General features: G+C 62.4%; 14 protein-coding genes. 3 read left to right on the top strand and 11 right to left on the bottom strand.

All coding sequences use genetic code 11. The annotated features are described in order from the left end of the window. Positions 1–91 precede the first annotated feature (91 nt). Genes J4E00_RS01900 through J4E00_RS01880 form a run of 5 tightly spaced genes read right to left on the bottom strand, consistent with a single transcriptional unit; the run spans position 92 to position 6,654 of the window. Positions 92–1,267: an acyltransferase family protein gene (locus J4E00_RS01900; protein WP_208173313.1), complete on the bottom strand. Its 1,176-nt coding sequence runs from the start codon at positions 1,265–1,267 to the stop codon at positions 92–94. A gap of 6 nt (positions 1,268–1,273) precedes the next feature. Beyond that, complete coding sequence (locus tag J4E00_RS01895; protein ID WP_208173312.1) at positions 1,274–2,341, bottom strand: hypothetical protein; 1,068 nt, start codon at positions 2,339–2,341, stop codon at positions 1,274–1,276. After that, positions 2,332–3,570: an ABC transporter ATP-binding protein gene (locus tag J4E00_RS01890; protein WP_208173311.1), complete on the bottom strand. Its 1,239-nt coding sequence runs from the start codon at positions 3,568–3,570 to the stop codon at positions 2,332–2,334. The genes J4E00_RS01895 and J4E00_RS01890 overlap by 10 nt, the downstream gene beginning before the upstream one ends. Next, positions 3,563–5,824: a cytochrome P450 gene (locus J4E00_RS01885; protein ID WP_208173310.1), complete on the bottom strand. Its 2,262-nt coding sequence runs from the start codon at positions 5,822–5,824 to the stop codon at positions 3,563–3,565. Before J4E00_RS01885 ends, J4E00_RS01890 begins: the two co-directional genes overlap by 8 nt. Next, on the bottom strand, positions 5,824–6,654 hold the full coding sequence (locus J4E00_RS01880) for an ABC transporter permease (protein ID WP_208173309.1): 831 nt from the start codon (positions 6,652–6,654) through the stop codon (positions 5,824–5,826). Before J4E00_RS01880 ends, J4E00_RS01885 begins: the two co-directional genes overlap by 1 nt. 47 nt (positions 6,655–6,701) lie before the next feature. Between J4E00_RS01880 and J4E00_RS01875 the strand changes: the two genes are divergently transcribed. Then, positions 6,702–7,775, top strand: a complete 1,074-nt coding sequence (locus tag J4E00_RS01875; RefSeq protein WP_208173308.1) for a UbiA family prenyltransferase — start codon at positions 6,702–6,704, stop codon at positions 7,773–7,775. Here J4E00_RS01875 and J4E00_RS01870 read toward each other — a convergent pair. From J4E00_RS01870 to J4E00_RS01850, 5 genes are all read right to left on the bottom strand, one after another. Then, positions 7,757–8,743, bottom strand: coding sequence for a glycosyltransferase family 2 protein (locus tag J4E00_RS01870; protein ID WP_208173307.1), 987 nt, complete (start codon positions 8,741–8,743; stop codon positions 7,757–7,759). The two genes, J4E00_RS01875 and J4E00_RS01870, sit on opposite strands and share 19 nt — an antisense overlap. 63 nt (positions 8,744–8,806) lie before the next feature. After that, positions 8,807–9,955, bottom strand: a complete 1,149-nt coding sequence (locus tag J4E00_RS01865) for a glycosyltransferase family 4 protein (RefSeq protein WP_208173306.1) — start codon at positions 9,953–9,955, stop codon at positions 8,807–8,809. Between the two features lie 232 nt (positions 9,956–10,187). Then, positions 10,188–12,092, bottom strand: a complete 1,905-nt coding sequence (locus J4E00_RS01860) for an LTA synthase family protein (RefSeq protein WP_208173305.1) — start codon at positions 12,090–12,092, stop codon at positions 10,188–10,190. A gap of 221 nt (positions 12,093–12,313) precedes the next feature. Then, a complete protein-coding gene (gene ald / locus J4E00_RS01855; RefSeq protein ID WP_208173304.1) occupies positions 12,314–13,441 on the bottom strand; it encodes an alanine dehydrogenase in 1,128 nt (375 codons plus the stop codon). A gap of 200 nt (positions 13,442–13,641) precedes the next feature. Next, positions 13,642–14,412 (bottom strand): DUF1573 domain-containing protein, encoded by a 771-nt coding sequence (locus J4E00_RS01850; protein WP_208173303.1) that lies wholly within the window; start codon positions 14,410–14,412, stop codon positions 13,642–13,644. Positions 14,413–14,657: 245 nt separating this feature from the next. On the opposite strand from J4E00_RS01850, the gene J4E00_RS01845 reads away from it, so the two are divergent. Then, on the top strand, positions 14,658–17,078 hold the full coding sequence (locus J4E00_RS01845) for a thiamine pyrophosphate-dependent enzyme (RefSeq protein ID WP_410779738.1): 2,421 nt from the start codon (positions 14,658–14,660) through the stop codon (positions 17,076–17,078). A 26-nt stretch (positions 17,079–17,104) separates the two neighbouring features. Here the strand turns inward: J4E00_RS01845 and J4E00_RS01840 are convergent, their stop codons facing one another. Next, positions 17,105–17,707: a hypothetical protein gene (locus J4E00_RS01840; RefSeq protein ID WP_208173302.1), complete on the bottom strand. Its 603-nt coding sequence runs from the start codon at positions 17,705–17,707 to the stop codon at positions 17,105–17,107. Positions 17,708–17,826: 119 nt separating this feature from the next. Here J4E00_RS01840 and J4E00_RS01835 point away from each other — a divergent pair, with 119 nt between their 5' ends. Then, a complete protein-coding gene (locus J4E00_RS01835; protein WP_208173301.1) occupies positions 17,827–18,825 on the top strand; it encodes an acyl transferase in 999 nt (332 codons plus the stop codon). The last annotated feature ends 12 nt before the right edge of the window (positions 18,826–18,837 follow it).

Genomic DNA, 18,837 nt, shown 5'->3' with positions numbered 1-18,837 from the left:
CCTCTAACGAAAGCACGGCCAAAAGGTTGGTTTAAGCCGCAATGCCCCTGCCCGGAAGGCAGCCACCGCGGGATGAGAAACGCTGAGCAACTCAGGTAGTGAGCGGAGGGATGCCCACTCGGACGGGTGGCCGCCACCGGGCATACAGCGCCTTGCCCCAGCGAATGGCCGGCAGTTCCAGCCAGTGGTAAGTGAAGTGGGCGATGCCGAACATGAGGCCGAAGGCCAGCACCACGGCCAGGCCCAGCACCAGTTTGTTCTGCTGCCCAAAGCTGAAGAAGGTAATGACCCGGTACAAAAAGGGATGGTGAAACAGGTAGATGCTGTAGCTATACAGGCCCACCCGCGCCGTGAGCCTCTTCAGCCCTCGGCCTAGTGCCGACGTGACCGGGGCCTTCTGGTGCAAGTACCAGTCCATCAGGCACACGAAAAACAAACTGAACAGCAAGCGTCCCAGTACCAAGTAAATCAGCGTCAACTTCGAGAGGGTGAGCAGCACGTAGAAGCCCACCAGGTAGCCGGGGCCGCGTTTGAAAACGCGCTGGCCCAGAAAAAATCGTTCGCCAAGCCAGGCCCCAATCACCCAGTTTAGCCAGAGGGCGGGCGGGGAAATCCACGGAGTGGAGGAGCGCACGCCGAAAATCAACAGCAGCGCCAGCGTGAGGACTGCGCACCCCGCCACCGCCAGCGTGGCCTGCCCTATGCCCAGCCAGCGGCGCAGCAGCAACAAGACCGGGTAGAGCAGGTAAAACTGCATTTCCAGGCCCAGAGACCAGAACGACGGATTGATGGTGGTATAGGAGCGCTCGAAGAGGTTATGGGTAAGCGTGAGATGGGTGAGCAGGCTGAACGCGCCGCCCGTGCCCAGGCTGAGGCCGAACACGGCCAGTGCCACTAGGTAGGGCGGGTAGATGCGCCAGAAACGCTTATTGAAGAACTCACTGAGCCGAAAAGCAGCGCCGCTTTTCAGAAAGCCCCAGTGAATGAGGAAGCCGGAAATAACCAGAAACAGCGTCACGCCATGCGCGCCCATGGCCCAGGGCGTCATCGTGAGCACCACCCTGCCCGGCGCAAACCGGCTAAAATCTATCCAAAGCCCGGACGGACTGAAATCGATAAAGTCGTAGTCCCCAAAGATGGCTATCAGGGAGTGGCCACTGAAAACCAACAGAATGGCCACCCCGCGCAGCACGTCGATTTTCTCGTTGTGCTGACGCAGGTCGATGGAAGGCGGGGCAACAGTTGGCTGAGAACGTGGTAAGGTCATGGCAATCTAGCTAATGATGGCTTGGTAGCGGGCCAGGGCTTCGAGGCAAAAGGCCGTGGTCATTTCCTCGGAGCCCCAGCCGACCAGCTTTTTGGACCCCCCGTAGTACACCAGCCAGCGCGGCCATTCGCCGTGCGGTAGCTGGGCGCCGAGCAGAAACTGCACCGCCGGCCGCAGCTCTGACGGCCAGGCACCCCAATTGAGCAGCGTGCAGACAGCCAGGGCGGTGTCGAGCACGGTGTCGCCCAGGCGGCCGTCGGGCCGGGCGGCGGCCACAATCCGGTCGATGACGGGCTGCCGGGCGGGCTCCAACTGGGTGATGCCACGGAAGAAGTTGCGGGAAATGAAGTAGTAGACCACGTGCGCGTCGGGGTACCACTTATCGCACCCGGCCTCCTGGTTTTCGGCAATGAGGCGCAGCAGCCAGGCAATGACGGGCTGCGTTTCGGGCAGGTCGCCGAGGTAGTAGAGCGCATTGGCATTGACCACGGGGTCGACATCGCCCGGCGTGGCCTCGACGCTGCGCCAGAGCACTAGGTTGCGCAGCGGGTGGGCCAGCCGGGGAAGCGTGATGCGCCAGTGGGTGCGGTTGGCATACCAGCCCCGCGCCACAAACCAGGTGTAGAATAGGCCCTGCCGGTTGCGGTTGGCTAGCAGCAGCGGCACGTTGGTGGGCATGGGGCAGGCTATCCCCCGAGCTCGCAGCAGTGCCGACACGCAGGCGGTGTCATCCATATCAAGCGGCAGCGGGCCCCGCAGGGGGTGCAGCCCAGTGAAGTGGTGCCACAGCCCCCCGCGGTTCATCTGATACTGCAAAAAGCCGGTCGTGCGCGTCAGTATTTCATCGGCTGGCGGGTGTTCGGCCAGAAAAAGCAGGCTGCCGGCAATAAGCGCCGTGGGGAATATGCAACTGTCGGGCACGCACCATTCCTGCATGGCCGCATCGGGGGCGAAGTAGCTGCAAAACTCCCCGTTGGGGTACTGGTGCTGGTGCAGGTAGTCGAGGCCCCGGGCAATGGCTTCGGCCAACTCCGATGCTTCCATCGGCCGGGCTTGGGCGGCGGCTAGTTCCATTCTACTTCGACCGTGACGAGTTGCTGGAGAATCTTATGACTGTTTTTTGTGGCGCTAACGGCGTCCTCTACGTGCAGTCGGCCGGGTGCGTCTTCCCAGCCCCAGAGGGCGATGGCGTGCCGGTGCTCGAAATCGGCAATTGCTGCTTTCACCAGGTAGTTGCCGGCTGTAAGGGGCAGGCCGCGCAGGCGGCAGATTAGTTGGTTCCGCCCGGCCGCCAGCACCACGGGCTCCGGCGGGTAGGCGGCCGTGATGCAGGTGCTGCCGTCGCCGGTATAAATAAGAAAGCCCCATACCGCACCGGGCACCGGCCGCAAGGCCTGGTAAGTGAGGGTAACCAGCACATCATCGCCGGACTGCACAACCGGGCCGGGGCCCATCAGCGCCAGGTGTTCGATAACCACGGGGCGCGCCTCGCTCAGGGCGGGCATGGTCCGGTCCGGCAGTTCCGACGCGGCGCCCGCTCCGGCTTGGTGGGAGAAATAATAGTCCAGCGCCTCCGTAGTGGTGCCTGCAAAAGCCAGCCGACCCTTCTCCAGCACCAGGCCGCGCTGGCACACGGCCTGGATGTGGTAGGGCTGGTGCGACACCAGAATGAGCGAACCGCCCGCCGCCAAATAGCCCAGCATGTGGTGGATGCACTTGCGCTGAAAATCGGTGTCGCCCACGGCCAGCACTTCGTCTACGAGCAGCACGTCGGGGTGCAGGTGGGCGGCCACGGCGTAGGCCAGGCGCGCCACCATGCCCGAGCTGTAAAACTGCACCGGCATCTCAATGGCCGCGTCCAGGCCCGTAAAATCGATAATAGTGGGCAGCAGTGGCAGCACCTCGGCCCGGCCCACGCCCAACAGCGCAGCCCGTAGAAAGATGTTTTCGCGGCCGGTTAGCACTGGGTCGAGGCCCGCGCCCAACTCGATGAGGGCCCCCACCCGGCCCCGCAGCCGGATGGAGCCGGCATCGGGCTTGATGAGGCCGTTGAGCAGCTTGAGCAGGGTGCTCTTGCCGGCCCCGTTGTCCCCAATAATGGCCAGCGCCTCGCCTTGGCGCAGCTCAAACGAGAGGTCGTGCAAGCTCCAAAACTCGGCCCGGCGTAGCGCCGGCGCGGGTGCGGCGCCCGGCCAGGCTTCGGCGGCAATGTCGCGCAGCCCGTACCAGAGCGAGGTGCGCAGTTGAGTACAGAATTTCTTGGACAGGTTACGCACCGTAACCACAGGAGCAGTGTCAGACATAGGACGCAGGAACGGGCGAAGCCAGCAGCGGCAGCTTGTGCAGCACCCGCAGGTTTTGCGACGGCAGGTAGTCGGGCAGGACGTTGGGGTTGGCCAGCCGCAGGCCCGGGCCCTGGGCCAATAGCCATTCCACCATCAGCCGGGTTTCAAGCCGGGCCAGGTGCGCGCCCATGCAGGCATGGATGCCGCCCCCGAACGATAAATGACGCGCCGGTTTGCGCTGCAGGTCCAGTAAATCGGGCTCGGGAAAACGCACGGGGTCGCGGTTGGCCGCCGCTACGCCGCAAATAATCAGGGCATCGGCGGGCAGGGCCTGTCCGCCCAACACCACCGGCTGGGTGGTGCGCCGCGGAAAGGTGTGCAAGGGTGATTCCAGGCGCAGCATTTCCTCCACGAAGGCCGGCACCAGCGCAGGGTCGGCCCGTAGTTGCCCGGCTACCTCGGGCCGCACCAGCAGGTGATAGGCGGCGCTGCTCATCAGCATGCTGGTGGTGGTAAGGCCAGCCAGCCAGAGAATTTTGGCCAGGTCAACCGCTTCGGCGAGTGAAAACTGCCCCGCCTGCCAGTGGGCCAGCAGGTGGTCGAGCAGCACCGGCTCGGCCGGCGTTTGCCGCTGCTCAAAGTACTCCTGAAAAAACGCCTGTAGCACGTTGAAGTACTCGAACTGGTATAGCTGGCTGGGCAAGCGGCTGCTCAGCTGCTGGCGCTCGGCCAGCGTGAGGCCCAGCAGCTCGCCGCTTACTTCCTGGGTCAGGGGCAGGGCGAAGTCGTGCACGAAGTCGAACGCGCCCCGGGCCAGCAGCGTAGTGCCCAGTTCGGCCATGCCGGCGCTGGCAAACTCGCCCAGCGCCCCGAGCTTTTTAGGCGAAAAGTAGGGCTGTAACAGGGCCCGGGTTTCGGTGTGCAGGGGCGGGTCGGCGCCCACCAGTTGGGTATCGACGGGGGCATTGGGGCTGCTGGAATACACCAGGGGTTCACGCAGCACCTCGTTGATGAGGTCGGCATCGAGCACCAGCCAGCCGTTCTCGGCGGCCAGGAAATGCAGCGGGCCCTGCCGCCGCAGGTAGGCAAAGCTAGGGTAGGGGTCGTGGGTAAGGCCGGGGGCCGACAGCCGGAGTCGCGCCGAAAATTCGGGGAAGGCCAACTCCTGGCGGGGTGCCGCGGGCAGCCCTACCACACGTTGGCGCTGCAGGTAGGCGAAATTTTCTTCCACCACAGCCCATTCAGACTTGCCGGCTTGCAGGGCGGGCAGTAGCTGCGCCGACCCCAAGAGGGCCGAAAGATGCTCGCTTTTAACAAATGGAAACGGGTAGTTGCCCAGCGGCAGCAGCAGCCGGTAGCCGTCGGCCAGGGCGCTGGACAGGGCACCGTGGAACTGCGCCGCGCACTCGAACACCGCCAGCCAGTATTCGGGACCCAGCACGGTGCCAGCCTCCACCCGGTGCCCACGCGTAGCCAGATAGCAGGGCCGAGCCAGGGGCAACGGCTGCAGCCCAGCCAGGGGCCGGCGCCTGGCGGCTCGGTGCGCCGGCAGGGGCACATGATAAGGGGGGATGGGGGTGTGGCCCAGCACCTGGCTGGACAGGCCGTGGGCCGCCAGGTAGGCCTGGCCCTGTGCCAGCTCGTCGAAGGGGCAGAGCAGCAGGGTACTGGCCTCCGCGCGCACCAGTATAAGCGACAGCTCCACCGGGCTGCCAGGGAGTAGCGCCACCAGCGCGTCCTCGCTGCCGGGCACCAGCAGCACCCCGTGGCTGGGCGTGGTGAGCTGGCCGATGGCGTAGCAAGACGCACTCACCCGCAGGGCATCATTTAGGCTAAGGCCTCCACAGGCGTACACGGTGGCAATTTCTCCCACACTAATGCCCAGCGCGGCATCGGGTTGTACGCCCCGCGCCCGCCACATATCGGCCAGGGCCAATTGCAGCACCACGATGCTGTGCATGAGGCGCGGCTCGTCGCTGAAAAAATCCGGCCCTGCTTCGCCGGTAAAATGCGCCAATAGCGAAGGCCCTTGGAGCTCCTGGGTGGTGAAAAGCTCACAGGCATCGACGGTGGCCCGGAAAACCGGGTCGCGGGCGTACAGCTCACGGCCCAGTTCGGGCCAGGTGGCCGAGCGGCCGCCAAATACGAACAGGCAGGGCGGGGCGGGCCGGCCGTGGCGCAGGTAGCGTAGCTGTTGCTGCCCGCGCCGCGCCAGCCGCTTGAGTGAAGCGGGGGCGTATCGGGCCAGCAGCGGACGAAAAAGATGGAGCATCAGAGGCGGGCGACGAGGTGGGGCTGGGCCAGTCGGTAGGCCAGCCAGGTGAGTAAAAAGAAAATACCGCCAAGCCCCGCCACCAGCCCAAAGCCGGAAGCCGGAGCCACCGGGCCGGCCAGCAGCCAGTTGCGGGTGGTGCTGAGCAGGGGCGTCACCGGGTTTAGGTTAAACCACTTGGCAAAAGCCGCGGGCGGCAAGTACACCACGGGCGTAATCAGGAACCACAGGTTGAGGACTACGGGCAGGGCCTGGGCCACGTCGGCGTACAAAAGGCCCAGCAGCGCCAGCAGCCAGCCCAGGGCCAGGCCCAGCAGCAGCAGCGCAGCCAGGCCCAGCGGCACCAGGGCCAACGTGCCCGTTAGCGGCACCCCAAACCAGAGCATGAGGCCCAGCAGCACGCCCAGCCGTAGCAGGCTGTTGAAGACCACTACAGCCGCGCCGGCCGTCACGAAGGCCTCGTGGGGCACTCGGACTTTTGCTAGGGTGGCTTTGGCGTTGGTGAGCTGTTGCAGGGGGCAGCCCAGCGCCTCTACGAAGCCTTGCCACAAAAACACGCCCGCCAGCACGAAGGCCGGGTAGGGCACGCTATCCGATTCCACGTTCAGCACCCGGGTGCGGCCCAGCAGCACCCATACCAGCCCAGTTACCAGGGGCGGCAGTAGCAGCCAAGCGTAGCCCAGCAGGCTTTGGCGCACCTGCACCTTCAGGTTGCGCACGAACAGCTGCCAGCCAATGCGGTACACCACTCCCAAATCGGCCCGCACCTCGCGCAAAAACGCGCGTGGCATGTGCAAGGGCGACTGCGAAGTGTAGATTGTTTCTTTCATTTGAAGTAAAGTTGCGACGGCGGAGCTTCTATCAAGGCCGGTAAAGTATGATGAACGACCCGGCCGCGTCCGAACCAACAGCCCGGCAGCGGGCGGCCTACACCCTGTTTCAAATGGCGCGGGCCAGCGAGTGGTGGGCCTACAAGTTCGCCCCAATTCTGGCCACGGCCTACGCTACGGCCACTGTTGTGCGGGTGCCGCTGTGGCCCCTGCTGCCCCGGCTCCTGCTGTTGCTGCTGGCCCTCACGGTAGGCGCCACCTACGTCAGCGTGCTCAACGACTGGACCGACCGGGCCGACGACGCCGCGGCCGGCAAGGCCAACCGCCTGGCCCGGCAATCGGGCCGCGTGGTGGCGGCAGCCCTGGTGGGGTGCGCGAGCGTTGGCCTGGCCATTGGCGCGTACTTCTGGCGCCTCAGCCCCCTGGCCGCCGGGCTCTACCTGGGGGCCTGGGTGGCTTATTCGCTGTACTCGCTGCCCCCGCTGCGCCTCAAGGTGCGCAGCGGTTGGGGCCTGCTGGCCGATACCGCCGGGGCCCACCTGTTTCCGCAACTGCTCACGGCCACGCTGGTCAGCCAGTGGGCGGGCGTAGCACCCGCCGCCCCGTGGCTGGGGGCCGTGGGTGCTTGGGCACTGGGCTGCGGGCTGCGCAACATCCTGTGGCACCAGCTGGGCGACGCCGCCAACGATGCGCAAGCTGGCGTAAACACCTTCGTGGTGCGCTGGGGCGCGCCGACGGGCCGGCGGCTGGCCGTGGCCGCCCTGCTGCTGGAAGGCGCGGCCCTGCTGGGGCTGCTCTACCTGCTCCGGCAGCCGCTGGCCTACCTGGGGCTGGGGCTCTACGGCGTCCTGACGGGGCTGCGCGCCCGCGTGTGGCGGCAGCCGGTGGTTATCGCCCAGCCCCAGGCCGGCCAGCACATCCTGCTCAACGAGTATTACGAAGTCTATTATCCACTGGCGCTGCTGCTGGCGCAGGTGTGGCGCTACCCCGCCGATGCTGGGGTGCTCGCCCTGCACGGCCTGCTGTTTGGCGTGCACAGCTGGCAACGGCTGCGGCTCTGGGGCAGGGCCCTGGCTGTACTCAGTGGTAAAATCCGGCGGCATCATGCGGAAGGGGCGTAGCGCCGGGCCGGAATTTTTATGGGAGTTTTGGCAAAATAGGTTCTGCCGTAGTTCAGCACCTCGTGCGCAATGCGCCAGCCGGTGGCCAGCGGCGCCAGTTGAAAGGCCGTGGCCATATGGCGCAGCAGGGCGGCCTTATCGCGGACCTTGTAGCTGTTGTAGGCATAGTTGACGTGGTGCTCTGCCTGGCGCTGCCGAAAAATCACCACCTCGCGCCGGCTTAGCTGCGATCGGTAGCGCAGCAGCAGCAGGGGCTCATCATGCGAGCTCAATTCCTCTGCCACGGCTACATAATCACGGCCGTCGTAGATGTTTTCGCCGTGCACGCGCTTTAGCCAGTGCGGCACCATCGTGAAAAGGACAGTTGTGGGCTGGTTCATCACAATGTCGAGCAGCAGGCACCAGTCGTCAGCAATGAGCATCTGCTCGTTCCAGCTCTCGGGCATGGCGCTGCGGCGGATGATGAGGGCCGAAGACGGTGCGGGGCAGGTTTCCAGCATCAGGCGCCGGCTCTGGGCGGCATCCAGGTGCCACCAGTCGCCCACGGCCCGCGTGAAGTAGCGCCGCCGCGCCGCTGCGCGCTGGAAAAAAATCTCTAGCCCATTGTGGCTATTGCTAACCTGCCAGTTCATAAACACAAGGTTCACCTCCGGCTGCATCTGCCGGAGGCCGCTGCTCAGAAAGGTAGGGTCCCAGATATCGTCCGAGTCGAGCGAAGCGATGTACTCGCCCCGACACCGGCGCAGGCCGGCGTTGCGGGCCGCAGCCTGGCCCTGGTTGTCTTGGTAGTAATACTCCACTTCCGCGAAACTGCTGACCACCCGGCGGGTATCATCGGTCGAGCCGTCGTCGATGATAATCAGCTGCTTATACGGATAGTCCTGGGTCAGTACGCTGCGAATGGCATCGGCAACCAGATGAGCCCGGTTATACGTCGGGATAATGATGGAGACTAAACCGGTTTGCATGTAGCAGTAAAGTTTACGTAGTAGAGTCAGGGGGTAGTAGCGCCTATTGCGTGTGTGCAGCAGTCAATTATGAAGCAGCTGAAGTAGATGCCGACCCAGTTGTTCGCCGGGGGCGGGAGGCAGTTGGGCGCGGGCGTGCGCGGCCGCCCGCCGCCCCACGACTGGCCAGTCGGCGTAGCTGCCCCACGCCCGCTCCAGGGCCTCATCAAGGGCCGCCACGGTGGCGGCCCCGGCCAGAAAGCCCGTTTCGTTATCCACCAGCAGCTCGGCCGTGCCGCCGGCGGCAGTGGCAATGGCCGGCCGGCCGCAAAGCATGGCCTCGGTCAGGGCCAGGGGCAGGCCCTCGTAGCGGGAGGGCAATACCAGGGCGTGGTGACTGGCCCATACGGTGGTGATGTCCGGCACCTGTCCGGCCCAGGTCACACGGTCGTGTAGGCCGAGTAGCGCCGCCATGTCCCGCAGGGCCGGTTCGTCGCCGCCGTGCCCGAAAAAAGAAACGTGCAGGGGCCGCTGCCGCCACTTGGGCAGGGCCAGTACTTGCAGCAGAATGTCCTGGCCCTTGTCGAATACTTCCAGCCGGGCCACGCAGGCCAGCCGCATTATGGCGGTGGCTGGCGGCCAGGGCAGCTCCCCGGCGTAGGGTACGTTGAAGGGGTTCGGAACGACGCTGGCGTGGTCGAGCACCTGGCCCAGCTGGTGCTGGGTTACCGTCAGGTTGTGCCGCGATACGAAATAGCAGTGCCGGGCGGCGCGGTAGGCCAGGCGGGCCATTTCACGCTGATGAACCGGGGGAAAGAGCACTTCGGCCGCCTTTTGGGCTATCACTACAAAGGGCTGCTTGAGGCATCGGCAGATGTCGGCAAATGCAAGCCCGTCAAAGTTGGAACCCTGGGCCACCACCGCAAGGTCGGGCTGCTGCTGCTGAAGGTGGCGCCGGACCTGTGCTAGCTGGCTGCTGCTGGGCGTCCACTGCCGGTGGGCGGGCAGCGCCCGGTTGAGCAGGCGCTTGGCGAGTGTCGGTTGTTGGGCTAGTCCTGTTACTGTGCACCCCGTGGCCCGCAACTGCCGAATGCGAGGATGCTGCGCATCGAAGGCCGTTTTGAGGACTGCAACCTGGTGTCCGGCCTGCTGCAGGTGAAGGGCCGCCTCGGTCCATAGCTCCTCGCTGCCGCCCCAGGGTAGTATGCAGGAGCTAATGACACTGAAACGCATGCAAAGACCTGAAAGTTAAACTCCCGCGCGCCGGGGAAAAGAACAAATGTCCGGCTTATACCAATGCGGCGGTATGACATAAACATGTCATATTAGTAAGTCAGGTGCCTTAGTATAATGATTATTGCATGCGTTCAATTAGTGCCTCAAATACAGGGCACTATTTGCCCTGCACTTACCTAAAAATATTAAGTGTACAAAAAATAGCGATAAAAATTATGCTGCGCAGGCTCTATTTATACAGCCGGTTGTCCAGCAGTCCGTTCACGTAAAACTGTACGCAGGCGCGCAGCTCATTGCCGTACTTTTTCACCAGCGCCGGGTCGGGGTTAGCCACCGGCTCATTGGGAATAAAATGGGTTTTGTAGGGGTAGAGTCGCACCTCATTCTTGTTGGTGAGCTCGGTTACAAAGTCGGAATGCACGAGGTAGTACGAGTCGCCGTCGCGGAAAATGGCGCGGCCGGGGCTAGCCGTTTCAAACACCGAAGAGCCGAACGGCAGCAGTGCCTTTTGCTCCTGGGGCAGGCCCAGGACGTCGAGCACTGAGGCCGGCACGTCTACCTGCTCGGTGATGCGGTGGGCATCGACGGCCGGTAGTGGGTGGCCGGGGCGGAAGAGCAGCAGGGGCGTTTTGTGGTAACCGAGCGGGTTTTGGTAGCCCGGTCGGTCCGTTTGCGAGGTGTGGTCGGCCGTGAGCACGAAAAGCGTGTTGGCATACCACAACTCCTTACTGGCCGCCCGAAAAAAGCGCCGTAGGGCCATGTCAGCGTAGGCCACAGTGGGGTGAATGGGTTGCGTGCCCTTCGGAAACTTGCCCTTGTACTTAGCGGGCAGCGAGAACGGCTCGTGCGCGCTGAGCGTGAAAAGCGTGGCCAGAAACGGCTGCTTGGTGGCCGTAAGCTGGTGGTTGAAGTACTGCAGATAGGGCTCGTCAAAAATGCCCCAGTGCCCATCGTAATCGGGGCTGGCGGCCCCGCCAGGGTATTCATTCAGGCCATAATAATGCTGCATGCCCGCAATGCCCGCAAACATGTCGAAACCCATCGTACCATTGGCGCCGGCGTGGTACATGGCCGTGTTATAGCCGTGGCGGCCCAGGATTTCGCCCAGCCCATGCAGCTCCGCCGTCTGAAAGCTGGAGGTGATAAAGGGCTCGTCCATCAGCGAAGGCAGGCCCGAAAGCACGGCCGGCAGTGCCTCAATGGAACGCCGGCCGTTGGCGTAGTTCTCCCGCATGAAGCGTGCCCCCGACACTGTGACCAGCGAATCGAAAAAGGGCGTGAAGCTGCCCTGACCATTATTTTCTACGCCGGTGTATTCCGAGCCAAAGCTTTCCAGCAGCAGGACCACCACGTTATCGGGTGGCACAGGTGGTCGGGTGGGCAGCACCGGCTCGGCCAGCGCGGGGCGTAGCTTGGTTGTGGCCGGGAAGTAGCTGACGCGTTCCACCGCCACCTCATCAAAGGATTTCAGCACCGTGAACGTGCTGTTCAGGGCCAGGTGGCCGAGCACGGCAGGCTGCAAATCGAACGCCGTGCCGGTGCGCAAGGGCTTGAGCTGCCAGCCACCGCGCAGGCCCAGCACCACCAGGCCTACCGCCAGCACAAACTCCAGGCTGCGTTGCAGCCACGGCCGCCGGCTGGGCTCGGTGGCCAGCTCTGCCGGTGTAGGCATGGGGCAGAAGCGCCACAGCAGGTACACGAGCAGCAGCAGCGGCGGCAGCAGGTAAATGTATTGCAAGCCAATCTGGCCGGCCTGCTGCGCAATATCGTGCCCGATGGTGTGCCACTCATTGCTCAGCCGCCGCCCGATGAACTTGAAATACTCAAAATCAATAACGTTGAGCAGGAAGCCCGGAATATTGAGCAGTACAAACAGCCCGCGCAGCCACTGCTGCCCGCGCCGCGCCGTCACCGGTACCAGCAGCGACGCCAGCACCAGTGGTAGGTTCAGCCACAGCAGTGCCGCTACATCAAACCGCAGCCCGTGCACAAATGCCAGCGCCACCGAGCCAAAGCCAATGCCCCGAAACGTGACGAGGTTGAAGCAATAGAAACAAAATCGGAGTAGCGTATAAACGGCCATCAACAACGCAAAACGGCGCAGCAGCAGGCGGATAATAGGAGAAGGTATCATCTAATTTGTCCTTGCGAGTGGAGCGCAGCGCAATGCGGCAATCCGTCCTCAAAACGCGACCAGCCCACTGTGTGACGAGGCTCACCGACTAATATTTTTCAATAGTAGCGAAAAGCCCCGACGCCGTTGCAGGCATCGGGGCTTTTCACATTTCAGGGCTGCTGGCATTAGGAGGACGGATTGCCGCGCTTCGCTCGCAATGACAAAAGCTCTACGCTAGCTTATACCGAGGCCAGCTCCAGCACGGTATCCACGCTGGTCAGGGGCAGCCCCCAGGCTTCGGCTACGCCTTTGTACACTACTTCGCCGTGTACCACGTTCAGGCCGAGGCGTAGGGCCTCGTCGCGGCGGCAGGCTTCCTGCCAGCCCTGGTTGGCCAGTTTCACGGCGTAGGGTAGGGTGGCGTTGGTCAGGGCTAGGGTGCTGGTGTAGGGCACCGCGCCGGGCATATTGGCCACGCAGTAGTGCACCACGTCGTCGATGATGAAGGTCGGGTTTTCGTGCGTAGTGGGGTGGCAGGTTTCGATGCAGCCGCCTTGGTCCACGGCCACGTCCACCACTACGGTGCCGGGACGCATGGTCTTCAGCATGTCGCGGGTGATGAGGTGCGGAGCCTTGGCACCGGGAATCAGCACCGCGCCCACAATCAGGTCGGCCGTTTTGATGGCTTCGCGGATGTTGTACTCGTTTGAATACTGCGTCACCACGTTCTTGGGCATAAAGTCGTCGAGCTCGCGCAGCCGGTTCAGGCTGATGTCCATCACCGTCACCTGCGCACCAAGGCCAGCAGCCACTTTCGCAGCCTGCGTGCCCACAATACCGGCACCCAGCACCAGCACGTGCGCGGGCTTCACGCCGGGCACACCGCCCAGCAGAATGCCGCGGCCTTTCAAAGGTTTCTCCAGGTATTTGGCGCCTTCCTGCGGGGCCATGCGGCCGGCCACTTCGCTCATCGGGATGAGCAGGGGCAGGGCGCGGTTGCTCAATTCCACCGTCTCGTAAGCGAGGCAAATGGCTTTGCGCGCTATCATGGCGTGGGTCAGCTCCTCGCCGCTGGCGAAGTGGAAGTAAGTGAACAGCAGCTGATTCTCTTTGATGAGTGGGTACTCCTCAGCAATAGGCTCCTTCACCTTGATAATCATCTCGGACTGCTCGTACACCTCGGCGATGGTTGCGAGCATGGTCGCGCCAGCCGTCTGGTACTCCGCATCGGGAAAGCCGCTGCCTTCGCCAGCCGTGCTTTGCACCAGCAGGGTGTGGCCATGCTTGCGCAGCTCCGCTACGCCGGCAGGCGTAAGGCCCACGCGGTTTTCGTTATTTTTAATCTCCTTAGGAACGCCGATTATCATAAGTGGGGGAGTGATGGTGGGGTGAGGGAGGTGAGTTTTCGAGCCGCAAAGATAGGTGGAGAAAGCCGCTACGCGGCAGCCCATTCCTCTGTCTTCGCCCCAATCCCAGGCGCAAATAAAAAGGCCCTACCACGCCGGCAGAGCCTCTCTAAAAATAACGTCTACAGAATCCGCGAAATCCGCCGAATCCGTGGTGCAGACTACTTAAATGGTACCGCCGTGCCGCTTTCTTTCACCATGCTGTTGCCAATGAGGTCGCGCACGATGTTGGCCTTGAGTATGATTTTGGCATCGCCGCTCACGTCGTTGGAGGCGATGGTAACCGCATCGCTCACCTGGCCAAGCTGGCGCTGGCTGTAAAGCAGCTCAATCATCTGGCTCTGGCCGGGCGCGATGGCTGTAGGGGGCGTTTTGTAGCCCACGCAGTAGCAGCCGGCGGTGAGGGCACCCAGCACCAGCGGGGTTTTGCCGGTATTCTTCACCGTGAAACGGGCGATAGGCTGCTGGCCGGCCTCCATTTTGCCAAAGTCGTAGCTGGTTTTGTCGAGCACCATGTGGGGCGAGGCGGCTAGCTGGGCAGGCGTCAGGGTAGGTTTGATTTGGTCTTTGGTGAGAACGGTGCCCTTGATGCTGAGGACCTTGCTGGCATCGGTGGCGTTGCTGGTCACAGTCACCGTCTTGTTGAACACGCCGGGGCGGCCGGCGCTGCTGTACATGGCTTTGATAATGCCGGATTTGCCGGGCAGTACCGGGGTTTTGGTCCAGTCCGGAGTAGTGCAGCCGCAGCTGGCCTGCACGTTGGCAATGACCACGGGCTGGTTGCCGGTGTTCTTGAACTTGAACTCGTAGGTGGCCATCGTGCCTTCAGGCACGTTGCCGAAGTCATGGTTATCGGTTTCGAACTGCATCACGCCTTGAGCGTGGGCCGCACCGGCGAAAGCCAGCAGGAGAATAGTAAGAAGTTTTTTCATGATTTCTAACCCTTGAGTGGCCGAATCAAAAGACCGGGCCGGGTGGTTCTGATGAAGAAAGAGATTCGTAAGCGAGGGCCATAAGCTGAGAATCAACGCCGGACCACACGCACCTTCGTAGCCCAAATATACGGCCAAACCCGCCTACGCCACCTACCCGGCCTCAATTCCGTATTTTTGCGTCACGGCCCCGGGCCGCCTCTCTTCCTGCTTAAAATTCCCACCGCATTCTTACCCGTATTTATATGTCCGCTGCTGAAACCGCCATGCCTGCGCTAGCCGCCCCGCTCACCAAGGCCGATTTCCTCACCGATTACCGCTTGGCTTGGGAAAGCCGCCACGCCTCGCTGGCCGGCCGCAAGGAGGTCTTCATGGGTAAGGCCAAATTTGGCATCTTCGGCGATGGCAAGGAGGTGCCGCAGCTGGCCATGGCCCGCGCCTTCCAGAACGGTGACTTCCGCGCCGGCTACTACCGCGACCAGACTTTTATGGTAGCCATTGGCCAGCTCACCTGGCAGCAGTATTTCGCCCAGCTCTACGCCAACCCCGACGTGGAAGCCGAGCCCGCCACCGCCGGCCGCGCCATGAATGGCCACTTCGCCACCCGCATGCTGGACGAGGACGGCAACCTCACCGACCTTACCCAAACCAAAAATTCCTCGGCCGATATTTCGCCCACCGCCGGCCAGATGCCACGCTTGCTGGGCCTGGCCTACGCCTCCAAGCTGTTCCGTCAAAACCCGGAGCTGCACCAGTTCACCAACCTTTCCAACAACGGCAATGAAATAGCCTTCGGCACGATTGGCAACGCCAGCACGTCGGAAGGCATGTTTTTTGAGGCCCTGAACGCGGCTGGGGTGCTGCAGGTACCCATGCTGGTGAGCGTGTGGGACGACCACTACGGCATCTCGGTGCCGGCCGAATATCAGACCACCAAGCAGAGCATCTCGGAAATCATGATGGGCCTGCAGCGTGACGGTGAAGGCCAACCGGGCTTCGAGATTTACGTGGTGCGCGGCTGGGATTATATTGGCTTGGTAGAAACTTACCAGCGCGCCGCTGCCGTGTGCCGCGAGCAGCACGTGCCCGTCCTCATCCACGTCACGGAACTCACGCAACCTCAAGGCCACAGCACCAGCGGCTCGCACGAGCGCTACAAGAGCAAGGACCGCCTGACCTGGGAAGAGGACCACGACTGCCTGCACAAGCTGCGCGAATGGCTGCTGGCCGAGGGCCACGCCACTGAGCTGGAGCTCGACGACATCGAAAAGGAAACCGCCGCCGTCATCAAAACGGCCCGCACGGCCGCCTGGGCCGCTTTCTTCGACCCAATTAAGGCCGAGCGCGACGAAGCGGTGGCTTTGCTCGAAAAGCTGGTGGCCGACACCGGTACCGAAAACACGTTGCACGAGCAGGTAGAGCAGCTGAAAACCAACCCCACGCCCATTCGGGCCGACATTGTGCGGACCATGCGCCGCATTCTGCGCCAGGTGCGCAATGAAAAGCGTAGTTTCGGTCGTCGCGCTGTGCAGCGCCACCTGGAGCAACTGCTGGCCGAAAATGCCGACCGCTACAACTCCAACCTGTTCAGCCAAAGCGAGCTGGCCGTTGGCAATATCGAGGAAGTGCCCGCCACGTTCGCGCCCGACGCGGCGCAGGTAGACGGCCGCGAGGTGTTGCAGGCCTGCTTCGATGCCAATTTCCAGCGCGACCCGGCCATCTTCGCCATTGGCGAAGACGTGGGTAAGATTGGCGATGTGAACCAGGCTTTTGCGGGCTTGCAGGATAAATTTGGCGAGTTGCGCGTGACCGATACCGGCATCCGCGAATGCACCATTATTGGGCAGGGAATTGGGGCGGCGCTACGTGGGTTGCGGCCGATTACTGAAATCCAGTACCTGGATTACCTGCTCTACGCCATCCAGATTCTGAGCGACGACCTGGCCAACCTGCAGTACCGCACCAAAGGCGGGCAGAAGGCGCCGCTCATCGTGCGCACCCGCGGGCACCGCCTGGAGGGCATCTGGCACTCCGGCTCGCCCATGCAGATGATTCTGGGCAGCATTCGGGGCATTCATGTGTGTGTGCCGCGCAACATGACGCAGGCCGCCGGCTTCTACAACACGCTGTTGCGTAGCGACGAGCCCGCTCTGGTGATTGAGTGCCTGAACGGCTACCGCCTGAAAGAAACCATCCCGAGCAACGTAGGCGAATTCACGCTGCCGCTGGGCCGCCCCGAAGTGCTGAAACAAGGTACCGACGTGACGGTGGTGACCTATGGCTCGATGTGCCGCATTGTGCTGGACGCCGCCAAGCAGCTGGCCGAGGTAGGTATTTCAGTGGAAGTTATCGACGTGCAAACCTTGCTGCCCTTCGATACCGACCAACTCATCCTCGACAGCATCCGGAAAACCAACCGCGTGGTGTTTGCCGATGAAGACGTGCCCGGCGGCGCTACGGCCTACATGATGCAGCAGGTGCTGGACGAGCAGCAGGCCTACCGCTTCCTCGATGCGCAGCCGCGCTGCCTTGCCGCGCAGCCCCACCGCCCGGCTTATAGTTCCGACGGCGACTATTTCAGCAAACCCAATGCGGAGGACGTGTTCGATACCATCTACGAGCTGATGAGCGAGGACGCGCCGGAGCAGTTCCCAGCCATTTACTAAATAGGAGGCAAAAAAATAACGCTGACCTATTCGGTCAGCGTTATTGCCTCGGTGGTTACCGTGTTGCTGACGTGCAACTGCCGGTCTAAAATCGTGAGCTGAAACTTGAATACATCGCCGGGACTATAAGACCCACTTGTTCCATTGCCATCCAGAAATATTGGGAATACATAGTTCAGCTGACCTTTGAGGGGGGCCGGCTTGGCGTCTGTACCATCGAGCCGGGGAAATCGGGCATCATACTGCCCAAATTTGCCAAAAGTACCTGGCGGCGTTATGTAAGGTACAAACGTCCCGCCAACCAGCTTCAGTGGCTGAATGTAGTAATTGAGAGTGTTGTCGGTATGGTTGCGTGCGGCGGCGGCAGATGTAGCCGGGTCGGTATAGGGCGACGTTTTAATGTCGTCATCCGATAAGCCTAGGTCGCCGTCGCCGTCGCGGAAATTTAGCACAAAGGTGATTTCGTTGCTTGTACTGTTTCCGCCAGCGGGCGGAACGACTACCTTTCGAACTTCTTTGACATCAATCTCGGGAGTAAAGGAATAATCGGGTGCTTGAATGCAACCACCGAGGCCCGTTCCGGCCAGGCCTAGCAATGCGGCACCATTAAGGGTACGAAGCAGATTCATATTAGACAGGAAGTGAGAAGACCGCCACATAACGACCAAAGTAGGGCCAAAGTACGTTTTTCCCAACGAATAGCGACACTTGTTGGTTCGTCTGTCGTTGCTAACCCCGCTAACCGGTCATGAGTTTCCGTTCTGATTTTTTACAAAGCCTGCCCACGCTTATGCCAGCTGCCTTTGAGGCGGCGGCGTTGGCGCTGTTTCGGTACCAGGCCACGCACTGCCCACCCTACGCCGCCTACCTCGCACAGCTGCACCGCAACGTATCCACGGTTACCAAGCTGACTGAAATTCCCTTCCTGCCCATCGAGTTTTTCAAAACCCACGAAGTGCGCACTGATATTGCCGGCTGGGAGCCGCAGGAAACCTTCCTGAGTAGCGGCACCACCTTGCAGCAGCGCAGCCGCCACCTCGTGCGCGACCCGGCGCTGTACCGCGAAAACGCCGCCCGTATCTTCGAGCAATACTACGGTCCGCTCACAGATTGGACGTTTCTGGCGCTGCTGCCCTCGTACCTGGAGCAGGGCAATTCATCGCTGGTGGCTATGGTGGACTATTTCGCCCAACAATCCGGCCAGGCGCAAGCCGCCTTTTTCCTGCACGACCATGCCGCTTTGCGCGCCGCCCTGGCCGAAGCTAAGCAGGTGCCCGGCCGCCGCGTCATGCTCATTGGCGTGAGCTATGCGCTGCTGGATTTTGCGGCCGAAGCCGGCGCCACGCCGGAGCTGCAAGGCCTCACCGTTCTCGAAACCGGTGGCATGAAAGGCCGCCGTCGCGAGATGATTCGGGAGGAACTGCACGCGGAGTTGCAGCAGGCGTTTGGCCCGGCCGGCATCCACTCCGAATATGGCATGACCGAATTACTCAGCCAAGCCTACTCGCTGGGCGACGGCCGGTTCCACTGCCCAGCGCCGCTACGCGTGCTGCTACGCGACCCGTCAGACCCGTTTTCAATTGGTGGCCGGAAGGACGGTGCCATCAATGTGGTTGACTTGGCCAATATTGATTCCTGCGCCTTTATCGAAACCAAGGATTTGGCCCTGATGCACGAAGATGGCAGCTTTGAGGTGCTGGGCCGGATGGATAATTCGGACGTGCGCGGGTGCAACCAGATGGTGTGAGTCATGCGCTAT

Source organism: Hymenobacter negativus (assembly GCF_017571495.1).
Taxonomy (GTDB): domain Bacteria; phylum Bacteroidota; class Bacteroidia; order Cytophagales; family Hymenobacteraceae; genus Hymenobacter; species Hymenobacter negativus.
This window is presented reverse-complemented; position numbering and strand designations above follow the sequence as displayed.